The organism is Rhizobium sp. Rhizsp82, from assembly GCF_047325115.1.
Lineage (GTDB): Bacteria > Pseudomonadota > Alphaproteobacteria > Rhizobiales > Rhizobiaceae > Rhizobium.
Window position 1 is genome coordinate 2,061,841 of record NZ_CP168570.1, and the last position, 14,456, is coordinate 2,076,296.

General features: G+C 62.8%; 16 protein-coding genes. 4 read left to right on the forward strand and 12 right to left on the reverse strand.

Features of this window, described 5'->3' with window-relative positions; genetic code table 11:
* Nucleotides 1–241: 241 nt before the first annotated feature.
* Entirely contained in the window at nt 242–580 is a 339-nt protein-coding gene (locus ACEN84_RS14990; RefSeq protein WP_112719610.1) for a DUF2147 domain-containing protein, read from the reverse strand.
* Nucleotides 581–1,020: 440 nt separating this feature from the next.
* Between ACEN84_RS14990 and ACEN84_RS14995 the strand changes: the two genes are divergently transcribed.
* Complete coding sequence (locus tag ACEN84_RS14995) at nt 1,021–1,287, forward strand: sel1 repeat family protein (RefSeq protein ID WP_112719609.1); 267 nt, start codon at nt 1,021–1,023, stop codon at nt 1,285–1,287.
* A gap of 127 nt (nt 1,288–1,414) precedes the next feature.
* On the opposite strand, the gene ACEN84_RS15000 is transcribed toward ACEN84_RS14995, so the two are convergent.
* From ACEN84_RS15000 to ACEN84_RS15010, 3 genes are all read right to left on the reverse strand, one after another.
* Nucleotides 1,415–2,524: a pyridoxal phosphate-dependent aminotransferase gene (locus tag ACEN84_RS15000; protein ID WP_413709126.1), complete on the reverse strand. Its 1,110-nt coding sequence runs from the start codon at nt 2,522–2,524 to the stop codon at nt 1,415–1,417.
* 89 nt (nt 2,525–2,613) lie between these two features.
* Nucleotides 2,614–3,021, reverse strand: a complete 408-nt coding sequence (locus tag ACEN84_RS15005) for a PilZ domain-containing protein (protein WP_112719607.1) — start codon at nt 3,019–3,021, stop codon at nt 2,614–2,616.
* A 154-nt stretch (nt 3,022–3,175) separates the two neighbouring features.
* The gene (locus tag ACEN84_RS15010) at nt 3,176–3,577 is read right to left on the reverse strand and encodes a DUF2177 family protein (protein ID WP_413709127.1); all 402 of its coding nucleotides are present in this window, start codon (nt 3,575–3,577) and stop codon (nt 3,176–3,178) included.
* A gap of 162 nt (nt 3,578–3,739) precedes the next feature.
* Here ACEN84_RS15010 and ACEN84_RS15015 point away from each other — a divergent pair, with 162 nt between their 5' ends.
* Entirely contained in the window at nt 3,740–4,186 is a 447-nt protein-coding gene (locus ACEN84_RS15015; RefSeq protein ID WP_203429214.1) for a host attachment protein, read from the forward strand.
* A gap of 65 nt (nt 4,187–4,251) precedes the next feature.
* On the opposite strand, the gene ACEN84_RS15020 is transcribed toward ACEN84_RS15015, so the two are convergent.
* On the reverse strand, nt 4,252–4,584 hold the full coding sequence (locus tag ACEN84_RS15020; RefSeq protein WP_112719681.1) for a hypothetical protein: 333 nt from the start codon (nt 4,582–4,584) through the stop codon (nt 4,252–4,254).
* A 351-nt stretch (nt 4,585–4,935) separates the two neighbouring features.
* On the opposite strand from ACEN84_RS15020, the gene ACEN84_RS15025 reads away from it, so the two are divergent.
* Entirely contained in the window at nt 4,936–5,373 is a 438-nt protein-coding gene (locus ACEN84_RS15025; protein WP_413709128.1) for a glyoxalase superfamily protein, read from the forward strand.
* Between the two features lie 29 nt (nt 5,374–5,402).
* Complete coding sequence (locus tag ACEN84_RS15030; protein WP_413709129.1) at nt 5,403–6,770, forward strand: MATE family efflux transporter; 1,368 nt, start codon at nt 5,403–5,405, stop codon at nt 6,768–6,770.
* A gap of 192 nt (nt 6,771–6,962) precedes the next feature.
* Here ACEN84_RS15030 and ACEN84_RS15035 read toward each other — a convergent pair whose 3' ends face one another.
* From ACEN84_RS15035 to ACEN84_RS15065, 7 genes are all read right to left on the reverse strand, one after another.
* On the reverse strand, nt 6,963–7,118 hold the full coding sequence (locus ACEN84_RS15035) for a hypothetical protein (protein WP_165402613.1): 156 nt from the start codon (nt 7,116–7,118) through the stop codon (nt 6,963–6,965).
* Between the two features lie 87 nt (nt 7,119–7,205).
* Nucleotides 7,206–8,042 (reverse strand): helix-turn-helix domain-containing protein, encoded by an 837-nt coding sequence (locus ACEN84_RS15040; RefSeq protein ID WP_112719602.1) that lies wholly within the window; start codon nt 8,040–8,042, stop codon nt 7,206–7,208.
* A gap of 38 nt (nt 8,043–8,080) precedes the next feature.
* Complete coding sequence (locus tag ACEN84_RS15045; RefSeq protein WP_130278597.1) at nt 8,081–8,308, reverse strand: DUF1127 domain-containing protein; 228 nt, start codon at nt 8,306–8,308, stop codon at nt 8,081–8,083.
* Between the two features lie 91 nt (nt 8,309–8,399).
* The gene (iolB, locus tag ACEN84_RS15050; protein ID WP_413709130.1) at nt 8,400–9,194 is read right to left on the reverse strand and encodes a 5-deoxy-glucuronate isomerase; all 795 of its coding nucleotides are present in this window, start codon (nt 9,192–9,194) and stop codon (nt 8,400–8,402) included.
* 197 nt (nt 9,195–9,391) lie between these two features.
* Nucleotides 9,392–10,312, reverse strand: coding sequence for a myo-inosose-2 dehydratase (gene iolE, locus ACEN84_RS15055; protein WP_413709131.1), 921 nt, complete (start codon nt 10,310–10,312; stop codon nt 9,392–9,394).
* 200 nt (nt 10,313–10,512) lie between these two features.
* On the reverse strand, nt 10,513–12,363 hold the full coding sequence (gene iolD / locus ACEN84_RS15060) for a 3D-(3,5/4)-trihydroxycyclohexane-1,2-dione acylhydrolase (decyclizing) (RefSeq protein ID WP_413709132.1): 1,851 nt from the start codon (nt 12,361–12,363) through the stop codon (nt 10,513–10,515).
* A gap of 88 nt (nt 12,364–12,451) precedes the next feature.
* The gene (locus ACEN84_RS15065; RefSeq protein WP_413709133.1) at nt 12,452–14,386 is read right to left on the reverse strand and encodes a bifunctional 5-dehydro-2-deoxygluconokinase/5-dehydro-2-deoxyphosphogluconate aldolase; all 1,935 of its coding nucleotides are present in this window, start codon (nt 14,384–14,386) and stop codon (nt 12,452–12,454) included.
* Nucleotides 14,387–14,456 lie beyond the last annotated feature (70 nt).

Below are 14,456 nucleotides of genomic sequence, written 5' to 3' on the forward strand. Positions count from 1 at the left end.
ATTGGGCGCGCTTGCCTTCGCCCTCATCCCTGTGCTTGTCACAGGAATGAAGGAAGGGTGGTGGCTGGAGCCCCCTCATCCGGCCTTCCGGCCACCTTCTCCCCCAGGGGAGAAGGGAAAGTCGAGGATGCCGCTTGCGCCAACTTCCCCTCTCCCCCGCGGGGAGAGGGTAGGGTGAGGGGGCTCCGGCTTCGACGGGCCGTTCTAACTCCTGATCCAGAAGCGACCAGGAGAGTAGCCCTTACAGCCGCGTCCAGGTCTGCGACTTGCAGAGAACCTTCAGCACGCAGCCCTTCATCTTCAGCGAGCTGCCGGAAACAGTGCCGGAGCCGCTATAGGTCTTGTCGTTGGCGGGGTCGGTGATTTCGCCGGTATAGGTGCCGCCGGTGCCGGATAGCGTTCCGATCTTCTTGCCGGCGAACTTGCCGGTCTTCAGCGTCACGCAGAAGCCGCCGCTGCAGGGGGCGATCTCTGCCGTATCGCCGGCGACCGTCTTCCAGTTGCCGACGATCACCTCGTCGGCATGCGCGAGCCCTGCCGAAAGTGCCACCGCGCCTGCGAGAATAAGTGTGCGGATCATCCATTCCTCCCTGATGTCCAAAACGCCGGCGGAAAATAACTGACGCGAACGTAAAGGTAAATAAGATTGAGCCGCAAAAGCCCGGTTTTCCGGGGGTGCCGGCAGCCAATATTTCCGGTTTCCCGATTTGCCAGCTCGTTTCGTGGTGAACGAAGCGTTGATTTCGAAATCTGAATCTTTCGTAAAATTGTCTCGAAACTCCTTAATTTGCAGGCTTCGCGATGTTTAACAAAAACCCAAGTTTACCAAGCATTTGGACTTTGTTTGTCTCAAATTAATCATGCATTTTAGGCGTTTTTTGAAAGGCCTGGAGCATAGTGGAGCCATCAAACGAGCGGGGCAAACCCGCCGCACCGAAGGGACCGAAAGCTGCGATAGACGGCACGGCCCGGAAGGTAAAACAGGGCAAGTCGACAACAGGCTAAACAGGGATAAAACCGATGGCACGCTTTGAAATGCACAATGCTGAAATGGCCACCATGGGTGGCGACAAGAACGCCGACGTCTTCTGCGAAATGGGTCTGATGTATGCAACCGGCCGCGGCTGCGATGTCGATCTGGTCGCCGCGCACAAGTGGCTGAACATCGCCGCCATCAAGGGCAGCGACCGTGCCGCCGAACTGCGCGCCGATGTCGCCGCTTCGATGAACAAGATGCAGATCGTCGAGGCGCTCCGTGCGGCTCGCGAGTGGATGACCATCCACTAAGCTGCATCGAAAAATCAGACAAGAATAACAACCTCAAAAAGAGGGGCTGGCGGGGCACTTTGGACGGGGCCGCAGCCAGGAGAACGAAACCGCGACCGGCAGAAACAAGGCCGGCGCGGTTTTTCGTTTAGAGCGTGCGCAGCACCTGCGGCAGCGATTGCTCGAACAGCGCCATATCGGCTTCCGGCCCGACGCTGACGCGGATGCAGCGGTTGAGCGGCGCCACACCCGGCATGCGGATGAAGACGCCATGCTGCATCAGCCCGTCGACGATCGCCCGCGCATAGGTGCCGTCGCGCCCGGCATCGATTGCCACGAAATTGGTGGCCGAAGGCAGCGGCGAAAGCTGGTTTTCCCGGGCAATGTCCGAGATGCGTTCGCGCGCCGCCTGGATCTTGCCGACGACTTCGGCGAGATAGGCCTGGTCCTTCAGCGCGGCGAGAGCGCCGGCCGTCGCCAGCCGGTTCATGCCGAAATGGTTGCGGATCTTGTCGAAGGCTTGCGCCGTGCCCGGCGTCGAGATGACATAGCCGACGCGGGCGCCGGCGAGACCATAGGCCTTCGAGAAGGTGCGGGTGCGCACGATGTTCGGCAGGTCGATCAGCGAAGAAATCGAGGGAAGCGAGCTTCCCGGTCCGGTCTCGCTATAGGCCTCGTCGAGAACCATCAGGCAGGTCTCGGGCAAAGCACGCGCGAAAGCGACGATCTTGTCGGCATCCCACCAGCTGCCCATCGGATTATCAGGATTGGCAAAATAGACGAGCGGCGCATTCTCGCGCTTAACCGCGTCGAGCAGCCCGTCCAGATCTTCCCGGTCGTTGACATAGGGAACGGTGACGAGGCGCCCGCCGAAGCCTGCGACATGGAAATTGAAGGTCGGATAGCCGCCGAGCGAGGTGACGACGGGCATGCCGGGCTCGATGACGAGACGGACGATCTGGCCGAGCAGCTCGTCGATGCCGCCGCCGATGGCGATATTCGCCGGGGTGACGCCGAGATGGGCGGCCAGTGCCTCGCGCAGCTCGAAATTCTCCGGATCGTTGTATTTCCAGATATCGCCGCCTGCAGCACGCATAGCCTCGAGCACGGAAGGCGCCGGGCCGAAGCCGTTTTCATTGGCGCCGATGCGGGCCGCGACCTTCAGGCCGCGCTGGCGCTCGATGGCCTCTGGGCCGACGAAGGGAACGGTGGAGGGCAGGGCGCTGACCAGCGGCGTGAAGCGCGAAAAGGCGGACATGGAAATGCGGGATCCCGAATAAGACAAGAGCGGCGCCAACAATAAGCGCCGCTCCCTTCATGGCAAGGAAGATTATTCCAGAATCCGGCCTATTGCATCGCCGTGATGCGTCCGCCGCGGCGCGCTTCCATGGCTTCGACATTACCGGCCATGAAGTCGGCGCGCACCACGCGGCGCAGCACTTCCGGATCGAGAACGTTGATGAAGCGGACGCCGATGCGTTCCTTGTTGCGGTAGACCTCGGCGCAGCCGATGCGATAGGCGAGGCCGAGAATGTTGAGGTAATAGTGCTTGGGAAGACCTGCGGTCGAGGAGACCAGGAAGGTGGCGCCGCCGCGCGAGATATCGAGGATCTCCGCACTTCTGAGCGACATGCCGGTGAGACAGGGGCGCACGGCGATGATCCGCGCCGGGCGGTTCACCTGAAACTGCTCCCAGCGCTGGTCGTAGACCTCAGATTTCACAGTCGCAAGATGCGTTGCCCGATCCATGGACATCGTGCAGTCCTCCGTCTGGGCCAAGCTCATCCCGGCCCGTTATGGCAGAGCCTCACACGAATGTTTTGCGCATTCGTCAAAGACATCAAGACAATTTTAGTGATTATGAATTTTGTGCTTACGTGGCACAGCCTGTGCCGCGGCGGGATGGGGATCAGCTGAAGGCGCGCGCCGCCGCATAGCCGCCGGCAGCCGTTGCCGCCGTCACGAAGGTGCCCCAGGCCATATCCACCAGGCTCATCGTCACCGGCCAGTTTTTCAGCGTCGAAAGATTGGTGATGTCATAGGTGCCATAGGCGGCCAGTCCCAGAATGGCACCATAGGCAAGCGCGGTGCCGAGCGAGGCGGCATTGACCGCCGGAAGCACGGCGAGCACGACGACGGCGACGGCGAAGAACAGGTAGAAGAGCGCGGCAATGCCGAAAGCCGGCTGCGGCAGCATCAGTTCGCCCAGCTGGTCGCGATAGAAGGTGCGGGCGACGAGGCCGAGCCAGATCGCATCGAGCACCAGAAGCGTGGCGAACGAACCGGCATAGGCGACGAGGGCGGTCTTCATGGCGTCTCTCCTTTTGCTGGTCTCTACGCGCCGTTCACAAATTGGATTGCCTGCGTGAATCGATTTATGCGCCCGGCGCGCGAACTCTTTCAATTCCTGCACGTTTTGCCCTAGTCGATGAGGCGCTTTGCCGCTTCAGCAAACAATCAAGAGGAAAGACAAATGGCCGACATCAGAGTGCCTTGGGAATCTTGGGTTGTGGTCTGCGATGGCGCGAAGGCGCTGTTCATGCAGAATGCCGGTGACGCGCAGATCATGAATCTGCAGGTGCAGGAAACCCTGACGCAACCGAGCGCACCGACCCGCGAACTCGGCACCGACAAGCCGGGCCGCTCCTATGCGCCCGACGGACTGAGCGGCAGCGCGATCGAGCAGACAGACTGGCAGGCACAGGCCGAAGCCGAGTTTCTGAAGCAGGTTGCCGCCAAGATGGACGATCTTGTGCACCGGAAGGATGCTCGCCGCATCGTCCTCGTCGCCCCGCCGCGTGCGCTGGGCACGCTGCGCCCGGTCTTGAGCGCCGACGCACAGGCCGCGATCTCCGCCGAGGTCGCCAAGGACTACACCAACCTGCCGGTCGACCAGATCGAGCGGCATCTGGCAGCCTGACCGGATATCTCCAGGCCATGTAATATGCGGGCAGCCGGGGCTGCCCGTATTTCGTTTAGGGGAAGTTAGACGCCGGTTTCGAAGCTCAGGCGCAGGACATGGTGCAGGAATTCCGCGTTGATCAGCATGTTGAAGCTGATCGTCACCAGGTCGCCCTCGCGCTTGACGACGGTCGAGCCGATCTCGTCGTGGATGCCGAGGATTTCGAGGAAGAAGTGGTTGGGCATCTCCACCGAAGGGCTCACTTCCAGCACCGCGCCGCCGAGATTGATCGTGCGGATCAGGCAGCGCACCTGCGTGCCGGTGCTGAGGTGGTGGCCGACGAAGATGATCTTGCCGGGCCGGTCCAGAGTGAAGTCTCGGTAGGATTGCTCCTGGTTGCCGTCATTGAGGTGCATCTGAAAGGCCACGTCAGCCTCCGCTGGTTGTATGATTGAAATGTAACACGCGAATGCTGATAAGTTCTGAAAAGCATTGGTAAATTTTGAGCCTTATGCGTGGCTGGCGGCAAAAAGCGCTTTGTTTCCGGTGGTTATGCCCCGCCGCGCGTGGTCATTATGGGGCATTCTTGACAGGAAAGCCGTTTTCCCACATACAGAAGGCGGTTCGAGGCACCGGCCGCTCGCGGATGAAAGTCCATGGTGAAGCCTCGTTTTTGATAGTCACGGCCATCCGGTGCATGCTGACTGACGGCAAGGCGAGCTCCCATTCACAGTCGATAATGGCATGCCTTCCGAAAGGCTGAACCTGTGACGACGACCTATCCATCCATCGACGAGCTGAAGGCTCAGGCCAAACGCCTGCGCCAGGCCATGGAAGCCCGCGGCAGCGCGCTCTCCCATAGCGCCGCGCTCGAACTCATTGCCCAGCAATATGGCGCGCGTGACTGGAACACGCTCTCAGCGCTCGCCACCCGCCCGAATGCCGAGCCTATCTCGCTCCTTTCGGTGGGCGCGCAGGTGCGCGGCCGCTATCTGAATCAGCCCTTTTCAGGCAAGATCCTGGCGCTGGCGCAGACCAATGGCGGGCTGCACAAGATCACCATCCATTTCGACGAACCCGTCGATGTCGTCACCTTCGAGAGCTTCTCGGCCTTCCGCCAGCGCATCAACGCGCAGGTGGACGGCAACGGCATCTCGCCGCGCAAGACCTCGAACGGTCTGCCGCAGCTCGTCCTCGACATCTGATCTTTCATTTCGATAGCCGGACTCCATCGATGAAACCCGTATCCGCAACCAATCCGTTTCTCACTGCGCCGCTGCCTAGGGTCTTTGCCCGCACGGCAGCACCGATCATTCTCATCACCACCATCAACGGCCTGTTTGCCGTGGTGGACGCCTATTTCCTCGGCGCCTATGTCGGCGCCGGGGCTCTCTCGGCCGTAACCCTGATCTTCCCCGGCCTGATGATGGTGGTGGCGCTGCAATCGCTCGTCTCCAACGGGATGGCGAGCATTCTGGCCCGCGAGCTCGGCGCCGGTAACCGCGATGCCGCGCGACGCACCTTCGCGGCCGCCCATGTCCTGGCGATCGCCGTCGTCCTCATCGTCAACGTCATCTATTGGACGATAGGCTGGCGGATCGTCGGCAATGCCGCGGCGGGCGACATGGCGGTTGCCGAAAATGCCCGCACCTTCATGGGCATCATGGTGGGCGCAGCACCCGTCGCCTTCTTCCTGTCGCTCAATATCGATGCGCTGCGCAGCGAAGGCCGGATCGGCTTCATGACGCTTGTCATGCTGGCGGCATCCGCCCTCAATATCGCCGCCAACTGGTTCTTCATGGCGATCCTGCATTGGGGTGTTGCCGGTTCGGCGCTCGGCTCGGTGCTGGCGCAGGCGATCTGCCTGATCGCGGTGCTCGCCTACCGCTGGCGAAACGCCGCGGCGCTGCGGCCGGCCACCCGCTTCCCGCTCTCGGACTGGAAGCCGATCCTGGCGCTCGGCGCGCCGATGAGCCTCGGCTTTATCGGCATCTCGCTCTGCTCGGCTGCGGTCATCTTCAACCTGTCGATCTGGGGCGAGGGGGATTATGTCGCGACCGTCGGCGCCTACGGCATCATCACCCGCGTCATGACCGTCGCCTACCTGCCGCTGCTCGGCCTCAACATCGCCTTCCAGACGATCGCGGGCAATAATTATGGAGCAGGGCTTAGCGATCGCGTCGGCCGCAGCCTGCAGATCGCGCTGATCTCGGCGCTCGTCTATTGCGCCGGCGTCGAACTGATCGTCGAACTTTCGGCGACGAGCCTCGGCCACATCTTCGTCGCCGACCCCGTCGTCATCGCCGAAGTTTCCCGCATCCTGCCCTGGACTGTCGGCGCCTATTTCCTGTTCGGCCAGATGATCGTGCTGTCCGGCTATTTCCAGGCGATCGGCGATGCCAGGCGGGCGGCGATCTTCGGCCTGTCGCGCGCCTATCTCTTCACCCTGCCGCTGACCTTCCTGCTGCCGCATGCCTTCGGCGAAATGGGCATCTGGATGGTTCCGGTCTTCGCCGAGGCCTGCATGTTCATGCTGGCCTTTGCGGTGCTGGCACGGAATGCGCGGCGGTTGGGGTGGCGGTATGGGTTGCTGCCGGTGTGAAGAGGGTGCTGCCCGAGAAGGCGGTCGGCGAGGTGTTGTAGCGCCAACCACATACTCCCTCATCCCTGTGCTCGTCACAGGGATCCAGCCAGCCCAAGTCCTTGGGCTGGAAAGACTCTCTTCGCCGCGCCGACGCGCGGCGGCTGGATTCCTGTGACGAGCACACGAATGAGGGAGTCTATGGCTTGCCCCTCAGTCCTTCTTGCCCGCCGTCGCCGCCGTATCGGCCTCCTTCAGCGCTTTGGCGCATTCCTCGCAACAAACCTCGACGGTCGTGCCGCCGAGCTTGACGCTGATGGCGTCGTGGCCGAGTTCGCAGTCGCATGCGGCGCATGTGGTCTTCTTCATCTTCCGGTCCTCCGTTGGTGATCCCGTTCGGGACGGGACCATAGAACCACCGGAGGCACCCGCCTCGCTGTCGAATTCTTTAGCGACTTATCGCGGACGCAGCCGTGCCGCGCGCTGGAATTCGCCGGGCGTCTGGCCATAGGCCTGGCGGAAGGAGGAGGTGAAATGGCTGTGGCTGGAAAAGCCGAGATCGAGCCCGAGCGCCGTCAGGTCGTCGTACTTGCCGAGCAGATCAAGCGCCCGGGCAAGCCGCAGCCGCAGCTGATAGCGATAGAGCGGCGTCGCCTCCACCTGCTGGAAAACCTGCGTGAGATAGACGGGCGAGACGCCGACTTCGGTGGCGATTTCCGCCAGCGTCCAACGCCTTGCGAGATCGGAGGAGAGCACCAGCTTGGCGCGATCGACGAGCTTCTGCCGCCCGGTGGTCGCGGCTGCCGCATGCGAGGTCCGTTCGCCGAGCGAGCGGCGCACGAGCGTCAGCGCCAGCGTTTCCGCTTCCAGCGTCTCGGCCGCATTCTGGCGCAACCCGTGACGGAGGAGCGCGACGAGCGCCTGCGCCCGCGGATCGATCCGGCGGCGCTGGCGGCGGAAGCCGAAAAGCTCGCCCGCCTGGATCTGGTCACGGGGCGCGAGTTCGGCAAGCAGGGCATCATCGACGGAAAGATCGATGCAGGCATCGCCGCCATCGACGGGGTGGCTGATCTGATAGCCCTGGCCGGCATTGAAGAACAGCATCTGGTTGGCTTCCGCCACCGTATCGTTGCGCCCGACATGGCGCATGAAGACGCCGCGATAGGGATAGACCAGGCTGGTCTTGTGGGCGCATTCCTCGCCGCTGCGATGACGGCATTCGCCATTGCAGACAACGTCGCGGATGGCGACGGTGTCCGTCTTCAAAAGCAGCGCTGTCGAAAATTGCGGCATCACATCGTCCGGAGATTGGAAGGGCACACTAGCACAGTTCAGTCGCGGCAATAGACGTGCACGTCGCTTTCCGTCTGGTAGCGCGAAAGCCCGATATCCTTCAGCTGCGCGTCGGAGAGTTCCATGACGGCATTGAGGTTGCGCCGCTCCCTGAGCTTGCGCGCCGTCCAGCGATAGAAGGAGAGGAGAGTGGCCAGCAGGCGCGATTGCGCCGTCTGCGGCAGGCGGCCGTCGCGGCCGGAAAAGAGGGTGGTCGAGCCGTGCATGATATTGCTCCATCGGTGTTGTTTCGATGGAGGCATTCAACCATGTGCACGGCCCGCCCGCTGTCAGATTATTTAGCGATCGAGCAGCAGATTATTTCAGCAGCCACTCGTGTTCCGGCGCATTGTAGAATTTCCAGACGCGCTTCGGGCCGGCCATGACGTTCAGATAGTAGAGGTCGTAGCCATGCGTGGCGGCGCAGGGGTGGTAGCCCTTCGGCACCAGCGTGACGTCGCCGTCTTCGAGCACCATCGCCTCGTCAAGCGACCGGTCGTCGGTATAGACGCGCTGGAAGCCGAAGCCCTGCGGCGGGTTGAGGCGGTGGTAATAGGTCTCTTCCAGGAAGCTCTCGTTCGGCAGATTGTCCTGGTCGTGCTTGTGCGGCGGGTAGGAGGAGGTGTGTCCACCCGGCGTGATCACCTCGACGACGAGCAGCGAATGCGCCGATGCATCGTCCTCGGGCATGATGTTGTTGACGTAGCGGACATTGGTGCCCTTGCCGCGGGTCAGCGCTGGATGCGTGCCCGGCGGGATCGCCTTCGCCTCATAGGTGCCGCCGCCGGGTGCCGAGCAGACGGCGAGCTCGAGATCGGTCTCGGCCGTCACCGACCATGCCGATTCCATCGGGATATAGAGGGCATGCGGCGCACCGTCGAACGGGCTCATGCGCTCGCCGAGCGAGCCGAAATCGCGGGTGCCTGACGATGCCTTGCCCTTGCCGCTGACCCAGACGAGGCAGACCTCGCGCTCGCCTGTTTCGCCGGACACGGTCTCGCCGGGCTTCAGCCGGTGCATGTCGAAACCGACATAGGTCCAGCCGGCGCTTTCAGGCGTCACATGCGTGACGCGGCCGCTGGTGCCGGAGGGTTTTACCTTGAGGTTTGGCATTGGTGTTTCTCCTCGATGTCTGTCGCGAATTTCCCCTCCCCAACCCCTCCCCACAAGGGGGAGGGGCTAACCCGCTGCACTCTCCCGTTCTGACGGATATGTCTCATCCGCGAGAACGGTTTTGGTGGCGAGGCGCTGCCGCAAGGTAAGTCCCTCCCCCTTGTGGGGAGGGGTTGGGGAGGGGTCTTTCTTTAACTTCAAGCCCCCTTCGGGAAACCTTCCGTCTCGACCGTGTAACCGGCCGCCGTCATCACCCGCATCAGTTCGGCATGGCCGATCTCGGCCATCTTCTGCGGCGGTGCCTTGCGCGGATCCTGCTCTGCCTCGACGACGAACCAGCCTTCGTAGCCGTGGTCGGCAAGCCGCTGGACAATGGCGGCGAAATCGAGCGAGCCGTCGCCGGGAACGGTGAAGGCGCCGAGTGCCACCGCGTCGAGGAACGACTGCCTGCTGCGGTCGAGACCGTCGACGACAGCCTGACGGATGTCCTTGACGTGAACGTGGTTGATGCGGGCGTGGTGATTGTCGATGGCGCGCAGCACGTCGCCGCCTGCAAACGCCAGATGCCCGGCATCGAGCAGCAGCGGAATGCCGGCGCCCGAATTCTTCATGAAGGCGTCGAGTTCCGGCTCGGTCTCGACGACGGCCGCCATGTGGTGGTGATAGGAGAGCGGCATGCCCTGATCGGCGCACCATTCGCCGAATTCGGTGACGCGGCGGCCATAGGCCTTCATCTCGTCATCGGAAAGCCGCGGCTTGGTGGCGAGCGGCTTGGAGCGGTCGCCCTGGATCGAGCGGCCGACTTCGCCATAGACGATGCAGGGCGCGTTGACGGCCTTGAAAAGCTCGATCATCGGCGCGATGCGATCCTTGTTGGCCGCCAGCTCCTCATTGACGAGCGTGCCGGAGAACCAGCCGCCGCAGAGCGTCACGTCGGCGGCGCGCAGGATCGGCAGCATCTCGCCGGGATTGTTCGGGAAGCGGCGGCCCTGTTCCATGCCGGTGAAGCCCGCACTGCGCGACTGGCGCAGGCATTCTTCGAGGGACACGTCGTCGCTGAGCTCAGGAAGATCGTCGTTCCACCATGCGATGGGCGACATGCCGAGTTTGGCCTTCATTGTAAATTTCTCCTCGTCATTCTTTTAAATCGGTGAGCCCGGAGCCCCCTCATCCCCGGTGCAAAACTTGCACCTGACTACCGCCACCTTCTCCCCGAGGGGAGAAGGGGATTTGCGGCGCGCTCCGGTTTTCCCTTCTCCCCTTGGGGAGAAGGTGCCCGTAGGGCGGATGAGGGGGCTCCGGGCTCTAATCTCTCAAATCAACCGGCCCGCTGCGCCGCACGCGCCTTCAGATAGGCCTCATGCGCCTTGTTGACCTCGCCGCGCGGGCTGACTTCGGGAACTGCGACATCCCACCAGTGGCCGCCGGCTTCCGTGGTGATCAGCGGATCGGTGTCGATGACGAAGACCGAGGTGCGGTCGTTCTTCTTCGAATCGGCGATCGCCTTTTCCAGCTCGGCAATCGAGGACACCTTGACGGCGACGGCGCCCATCGCTTCGGCATGGGCGCGGAAATCGATATCCGGCATGACCTCGTGATAGGAGTCCTTCAGGAGATTGTTGAAGTTGGCGCCGCCGGTTGCCATCTGCAGGCGGTTGATGCAGCCGTAGCCGCGGTTATCGAGCAGCACGATGTTGACCTTCAGGCCCATCATGACGGAGGTCGCGAGCTCCGAATTCAGCATCATGTAGGAGCCGTCGCCGACGAGGACGAAGACCTCCTTCTCGGGATGCGCCAGCTTGGCGCCGAGACCGCCGGCGATCTCGTAGCCCATGCAGGAGAAACCGTATTCCATGTGATAGCTGCCCGGCGCCGTCGCCGGCCACAGCTTGTGCATTTCGCCCGGAAGACCGCCCGCAGCGCAAAGGCCGATCGCCTTTTCGAGCTCGATCGAGCGCGTCACGGCGCCGATGACCTGCGCGTCGGAGGGGAGCGCTGCATTGGTGGAGGCCATCGCCTTGTTGGCGGCATCCATCCAGATGTTCTTTTCCTTTGTCGCCTTCTCGGCAAGTGCTGCCGGCGCCTTCCAGCCGGAAAGGCCCTTGGACAGTGCCTTCAGGCCTTCGCGGGCATCGGCGACCAGCGGCTGCGCGTCATGCTTGACGGCGTCGTAGGCGGCGATGTTGAGGCCGAGCATCTTCAGCTTGTCGTTCTTGAACAGCGCCCAGGAGCCGGTGGTGAAATCCTGGCAGCGGGTGCCGACGGCGATGATGAGATCGGTCTCTTCGGCCAGCGCATTGGCGGCAGAGGTGCCGGTCACGCCGACCGAGCCGAGCGCCAGCGGGTGGCGCTCGTCGATCGCCGACTTGCCGGCCTGGGTCAGCAGAACCGGAATGCCATGCGCATCCGCAAAGGCCGCAAGCTCCTTGGTCGCCTGCGAATAGAGCACGCCGCCACCGGCGATGATGACGGGCTTCTCGGCCGTCTTGATCAGCGCGATTGCCGAAGCCAGCTCATCGGCATCCGGCTGCGGTCTGCGGGTAGACCAGACCTTCTCTTCGAACAGGCTTTCCGGATAGTCGAAGGCTTCCGCCTGGACGTCCTGGCAGAGCGACAGCGTCACCGGGCCGCAATCGAGCGGATCGGTCAGCACCTGCATGGCACGCTTCAGCGCCGAGATGATCTGTTCCGGGCGGGTGATGCGGTCGAAATAGCGCGACACCGGGCGGAAGGCATCATTGGCCGAAACAGTGCCATCGCCGAAATCCTCGATCTGCTGCAGCACCGGATCCGGCGCGCGGTTGGCGAAGACGTCGCCGGGCAGGAAGAGAACCGGAATGCGGTTGACATGCGCCACACCGGCGGCTGTCACCATGTTGAGTGCGCCGGGGCCGATCGAGGTCGTGCAGGCCATGAAGCGCTGGCGGAAGCTCGCCTTGGAAAAGGCGATCGCGGCATGCGCCATGCCCTGTTCGTTATGGGCGCGATAGGTCGGCAGTTCGCCGCGCACCTGATAGAGCGCTTCGCCCATCCCCGCCACGTTGCCATGGCCGAAGATTGCCCAGACGCCACCGAAGATCGGAACCTTCTTGCCGTCGATCACGGTCATCTGCTTCTTCAGGAAATGCGCAACAGCCTGCGCCATCGTCAAACGGATTGTCTTACCCATCGGGTCCTCCCGAACCTTCGCTCTGTCTTTATTCCTCTCCCAGCCCTCATCAGTCGAGAGGGCTGGGAGGGGTCTAATCCTCAAACTCTCAATTCAGCCCGCGCGTCTTCAGCCAGGCTTCCGTCAGCTGGCGGAAACGTCCCGCCATGTCCGATATCGCGTCCTCGTCGCTCATCTTGCCGGACAGCCAGCCACGGGCGGCATCGGCAAAGATCGTCCGTCCGACGGCAAAGCCCTTGACCGACGGGGCGGCAAGCGTCGCCTCGAAGCCCTTGAGCAGCTCGTCCGCAGGCGCCTCAAGCCCAAGCAGCACGATACCGCGGCACCATGGATCATTTTTGGCAATGACGGCGTCGATCTTCTTCCAGGCGGCGCTCGAAGCCTGCGGCTCGAGCTTCCACCAGTCGGGCTTGATGCCGAGCGCGTAGAGCTCTTCCATCGCCGTCGAGACGGTATCGTCGGTCAAGGGTGCGTTCTTGCTGGCGATGATCTCGACCAGCAGCTCGCGGCCGACCTTGCGCGCGGCCTCGAACAGCGTGCGCAGCTTTTGCTGCTGCTCCGCCTTCAGTTCCGCCGGATCATCCGGGTGATAGAAGCACAGGCACTTGATGCAGTGGTTGAGCGGCCATTCGACCAGCTGCGAGCCGATATCCTGGCTGAATTCGAAGCGCAGCGGCTTGGAGCCCGGCAGTTCGACGGGACGGCCGATCCAGGAGAAATTCTTGGTCGCGGCATCGAAAAAGGCATCGCGGCCGAAGCGCTCGTCGATCAGCATGCCGTAGCCGCTGCGGTTGTTGGCAACCCGGGCGGCGGCTTCGACGGCCAGCCGCTTGAAGGCGACGATCTGCTTGTAGTCAACGCCGAGTTCGTCGCAGACGCTGGTCAGCTGCGAACGATGATCGATCGCCAGCGCCATGAGGAGCGGGATGTCGCCCTTGCGGGTCGACGCCCAGTGAATGTGGTTGATCGCCTCGTCCTTGCGCAGTGCGCGGTGTTCGCTGCCCTTGGTCAGGAAGAAGTCGAGCTCGGCCCAGGTCGGATATTCGGGCGAGCAGAGCAGGCGGGAGACGGCGAAGGCGCCGCAGGCATTCGCCCAGGTGGCGCAGGTCTTCAGCGGCTCGTCCTTCAGCCAGCCGCGCAGGAAGCCGGACATGAAGGCATCGCCGGCGCCAAGCACGTTGAACACTTCGATCGGGAAGCCCTGGCCGACGATGCCGTCTTCCAGATTGTCGCTGATCGGGCCGTCATAGACGACGCAGCCCATGGCGCCGCGCTTCAGGACGATGGTGGCCGGCGAGACGCGGCGGATTTCCTTCAGCGCCGCGAGCACGTCATCGGCGCCGGACGCGATCAGGATCTCTTCTTCCGTGCCGACGATCAGGTCGCAGTCCGGCAGCGTTTCCTTCATCTTGGAAGAGACGCGGTCGGACTTCACATAGCGCTCGAAGCCCTCGGCATGGCCGGCAAGGCCCCAGAGGTTCGGGCGGTAGTCGATGTCGAAGATCACCTTGCGGCCGTTCGCCTTGGCGATACGAATCGCCTTGCGCTGTGCCGCCTCGGTGTTCGGACGGGAGAAATGCGTGCCGGAAACAAGAACGGCGCGCGACGACTTGATGAAATCCTCGTCGACATCGCCTTCGTCGAGCGCCATATCGGCGCAGTCGGAGCGGTAGAAGATCATCGGCGAAACGCCTTCGGCCTCGACCGCCAGAAGCACGAGCGCCGTCAGCCGCTCCTTGTCCGTCGTGATGCCCTTGGTCTCGACGCCTTCGCGCGCCGACTGCTCGATGATGAAGCGGCCCATCTGCTCGTTGCCGACACGGGTGATGAGGGCGGACTTCAAACCGAGCCGCGCCGTGCCGATGGCGATATTCGCCGGGCAGCCGCCGACGGACTTTGCGAAGGAGCCGATATCCTCCAGCCGCGTGCCGATCTGCTGGCCGTAAAGATCGACGGACGAGCGGCCGATGGTGATCACATCGAGAGCTGCCTCGGGCTGCGAACCCGGATTCGATTGTACCATAGTATCCTCCCGCTCATTTTTGTGCGGCGTCCAGCGCCTGCGAATTGGCAATAATGAAACAATGGTTCCG